The sequence below is a fragment of the Nocardia amamiensis NBRC 102102 genome, from assembly GCF_001612745.1.
In the GTDB taxonomy this organism is placed as follows: Bacteria; Actinomycetota; Actinomycetes; order Mycobacteriales; family Mycobacteriaceae; genus Nocardia; species Nocardia amamiensis.
Genome location: NZ_BDBA01000347.1, coordinates 1 through 4,129, shown reverse-complemented (window position 1 = coordinate 4,129; position 4,129 = coordinate 1). Strand labels below are relative to the sequence as shown.

Genomic DNA, 4,129 nt, shown 5'->3' with positions numbered 1-4,129 from the left:
CCGCACCTGCTCCCGCCCCGGCGTCGCCCGCACCTGCTCCGGCCCCGGCGCCGGAGCAGGGTGACGCACGCGGCACCGAGATCAAGACACCGACGAAGTCGGAGGCTCCGGCCACGTCGCCGACCCCCCAATCCACGGGGGAGAACTGTCGGGTGACGGACTGATGTCCGCACCGTCACCGCCGTCGGCTGGAGCCTTTCCCAGTCCCCCGGGCGGCTTCGCTCCCGCGCCACCGCCGAGCACCAAGCGAAATGTCGAACTGCTGCTGCTCGCCGCGGCGGCGGTGATCACGACTGTGTCCCTCTTCCTGGTCGAAGCCAGTCGTCAGGAACAGTCGATCACCGTGGATATCGCCAAGTACGGTCTGGCGTACCTGGGGTTGTTCGGGGTCGCGCACCTGGCGGTACGGCGGTTCGCTCCGTTCGCCGATCCGCTGCTGCTGCCGATCGTCGCGCTGCTCAACGGACTCGGGCTCGTGTTGATCCATCGGCTCGACCTGGCCGACCAGCAGACCGCCGCCTACAACTCGTGGGCGCTTCCCTCCCCCGACGCCAATCAGCAGATTCTGTGGACCGCGCTGGGCACGCTGGTGTTCATCACCCTGCTGATCGCCCTGCGTGACTACCGCACGCTCGCCCGCTACAGCTACACCCTCGGCCTGATCGGCCTTGTCGCACTGGCCATTCCGGCCATTCTGCCGAGCAAGTTCTCCGAGACCAATGGCGCCAAGATCTGGATCCGGCTGCCCGGGTTCAGCGTCCAGCCGGGTGAGTTCGCGAAGATCCTGCTGATCATCTTCTTCGCCTCGGTGCTGGTCGCCAAGCGCGAGCTGTTCACCGCCGCCGGGCGGCACGTGCTCGGTATGGAGTTCCCGCGCGGCCGCGATCTCGGTCCCATCCTGGCGGTCTGGATCGTGTGCATCGGCGTGCTGGTGTTCGAGAAGGATCTCGGTACCTCGCTGCTGATCTTCAGCACCGTGCTGGTGATGCTGTACATCGCCACCGAGCGGGTCGGCTGGCTGGTCATCGGCGGCGGTCTGCTCGCGCTGGGCTTCTTCTTCGCCTACCAGCTGTTCGGCCACGTCCGGGTCCGGGTGGAGACCTGGCTGCACCCGTTCGACGACTACAACAACACCGGCTATCAAATCTCCCAGTCGCTATTCGGTCTGGCCACGGGTGGTCTCGCGGGCACCGGCCTCGGCAGCGGCCGGCCCAACCAGGTGCCCTTCGCCAAGACCGACTTCATCGTCACCACGATCGGCGAGGAGCTCGGGCTGATCGGCCTCACCGCGGTTCTGGTGCTGTTCCTGGTGTTCGTGGTGCGCGGGCTGCGCACGGCCCTGGCGGTGCGGGACAGCTTCGGCAAGCTGCTCGCGGCGGGCCTGTCGTTCACCATCGCGATCCAGTTGTTCGTCGTCGTCGGCGGGGTCACCAAACTGATTCCGCTGACCGGTCTCACCACACCGTTCATGTCCTATGGCGGCTCTTCGCTGCTGGCCAACTACGCGCTGCTGGCTTTGCTGATCAAGATCTCCGACGCCGCCCGCGCGCCCGCGCCGGTGCGCAAGAAGGAACCGGCGCCGATCGCCGACGCGCAGACCGAGTTCCTGCGCCGCGACGCAGGACGACCGGAAGCGGGGGCGGTGATATGAACACTCCACTACGCCGGGTCGCGGTCGCGGTGATGGTGATGGTCGTCGCACTGCTGGCGAACGCCACCTACGTTCAGGTGATCAAGGCCGACGATCTGCGCTCCGATCCACGTAACTCGCGGGTGCTGCTGGACGAATACTCCCGTCAGCGCGGGCAGATCTCGGCCAGCGGCACAGTGCTGGCCAGCTCGGTCGCGACCGACGACCGGTACAAGTACCTGCGCACCTATCCGACCGAACCCGAGGCGTACGCGCCTGCCACCGGTTTCTACTCGATGCAGTACGGCAGCACCGGGTTGGAGCGCGCCGAGGACTCGGTGCTGAACGGCTCCGACAACAAGCTTTTCGGCAGCCGCCTGGTCGACCTGGTCTCCGGCCGGGATCCGCGCGGCGGCAATGTGCTCACCACGCTCAACCCGGTGATGCAGCAGGTCGCCTACGAACAGATGACCAGTAAGAACTACACGGGCTCGGTGGTGGCCATCGAGCCGAGCACGGGCAAGATTCTCACCATGGTGTCCACGCCGAGCTATGACCCGAACCTGCTGTCCGGGCACGACGGCGCGCGCGGCACCCAGGCGTGGGAAAACCTGAGTGCGGATCCGCGCCATCCGATGTTGAATCGCGCTATCTCACAGACATACCCGCCCGGATCCACGTTCAAAGTGGTTGTCACCGCCGCCGCGCTGGCCAACGGCGCCGCGACCCCCGACGACCAGTTCACCGCGGCACCGAACATCACGCTGCCCGGCACAACGACCACCCTGGAGAACTACAACGGCTCCACCTGCGGTCCCAACCCGACCGCTTCGCTCTTCGAGGCGTTTCGGCGGTCGTGCAACACGGCATTCGCCGAACTCGGCGTCAAGGTCGGCGCGGCGAACCTGAAGGACGAGGCCGCCGCGTTCGGCGTCGGACCGCACCGCGGTATCCCGATGCCGGTGGCGGAGAGCACCGTCGGGACGATCCCCGACGACGCCGCCTTGGCCCAGAGCAGCATCGGGCAGCGGGATGTGGCGCTGACTCCGCTGCAGAACGCGGTCGTCGCGGCTACCATCGCCAACGGCGGCGTCCGGATGGAGCCCTACCTGGTCGATCAGCTGCAAGGCCCCGATCTGAGCGAGCTGTCCAAGACCAAGCCGGTCTCGGTCGGACAAGCGGTCAGCGCAGAGGTAGCGTCGACCCTGACCAACCTGATGATCGCGTCGGAGAGCAACACCGCCGGAGGTGGCCAGTCCCGCTATCAGATCGCGTCCAAGACCGGCACCGCGGAGCACGGAACCAACCCGCGCAGCACGCCGCCGCACGCTTGGTACATCGCGTTCGCCCCCGCGCAGAACCCGAAGATCGCCATCGCGGTGATCGTGGAGAACGGCGGGGACCGGGCGCTGGCCGCGACCGGCGGCTCGGTGGCCGCGCCGGTGGCTCGCGCGGTCCTGGACGCGGGTCTTCGAGGGGGCTGAACGATATGGATGTGCGAGTGAAGGTACGGGGACTTCGATGCTGAACAACGGTGCGATGATCGCCGACCGGTACCGGCTGCAGAGACTGATCGCGACCGGCGGCATGGGTCAGGTCTGGGAAGCCCTGGACACCAGGCTCGACCGCCGAGTCGCGGTCAAGGTGCTCAAGTCGGAGTTCTCGGCCGACCCGACCTTCCGGCATCGGTTCCGCACCGAGGCGAAGACGACCGCCCAGTTGAATCACCCTGGTATCGCCGGGATCTTCGACTACGGCGAGACCATCGACCCGCAGGGCGGCGAGACCGCCTACCTGGTCATGGAGTTGGTCCAGGGCGAGCCACTGAATACCGTGCTGAACCGGCTGGGCAGGCTGTCGGTGGCCCAGGGCTTGGACATGCTGGAGCAGACCGGGCGTGCGCTGGACGTGGCGCATCGCGCAGGCGTGGTGCACCGCGACGTGAAACCGGGCAACATCCTGGTCACGCCGACCGGTCAGGTGAAGATCACCGACTTCGGCATCGCCAAGGCGGTGGACGCGTCGCCGGTGACGAAGACCGGCATGGTGATGGGCACCGCCCAGTACATCGCGCCGGAGCAGGCGGTGGGTGAGGACGCCACCGCGGCCAGCGACGTGTACGCACTCGGCGTGGTCGGCTACGAGGCGCTCGCCGGGCAGCGGCCGTTCACCGGCGACGGCGCGATCACCGTGGCGATGAAGCACGTCCGCGAAGCCCCGCCGCCGATGCCCGCCGATCTGCCCGGCAACGTGCGCGAACTGATCGAGATCACGATGGAGAAGGACCCCGGGCGTCGCTACGCTCGCGGCGGCGAGTTCGCCGACGCGGTCGCCGCGGTGCGCGCAGGCCGACGTCCACCGCTGCCGGGCGGCGCCCATCCCGGCGCACCGCTGACCGGGGCCACCCGGGTGCTGCCACCCGGCCCGACATCCGTGATCCCCTCCGCACCAAGTGATTTCGACGGCGCGACGGTGCGCTACTCGGCGCCTGCGGCCGGG

3 protein-coding genes are annotated in these 4,129 nt (G+C 68.0%); all 3 read left to right on the top strand.

All coding sequences use genetic code 11. The annotated features are described in order from the left end of the window. The first annotated feature begins 163 nt into the window (after positions 1-163). On the top strand, positions 164-1,651 hold the full coding sequence (locus NA4_RS37410) for an FtsW/RodA/SpoVE family cell cycle protein (protein ID WP_067480826.1): 1,488 nt from the start codon (positions 164-166) through the stop codon (positions 1,649-1,651). Beyond that, entirely contained in the window at positions 1,648-3,114 is a 1,467-nt protein-coding gene (locus NA4_RS37405; RefSeq protein WP_067480823.1) for a peptidoglycan D,D-transpeptidase FtsI family protein, read from the top strand. Before NA4_RS37410 ends, NA4_RS37405 begins: the two co-directional genes overlap by 4 nt. Before the next feature lie 37 nt (positions 3,115-3,151). After that, on the top strand, positions 3,152-4,129 hold a 978-nt coding region (locus NA4_RS37400), incomplete at its 3' end, for a protein kinase domain-containing protein (protein WP_157129549.1).

Excerpts from the sequence above, each read along its gene's own strand:
- NA4_RS37410 (WP_067480826.1), top strand. The coding sequence starts at position 164 with ATGTCCGCACCGTCACCGCCGTCGGCTGGAGCCTTTCCCAGTCCCCCG.
- NA4_RS37405 (WP_067480823.1), top strand. The coding sequence starts at position 1,648 with ATGAACACTCCACTACGCCGGGTCGCGGTCGCGGTGATGGTGATGGTC.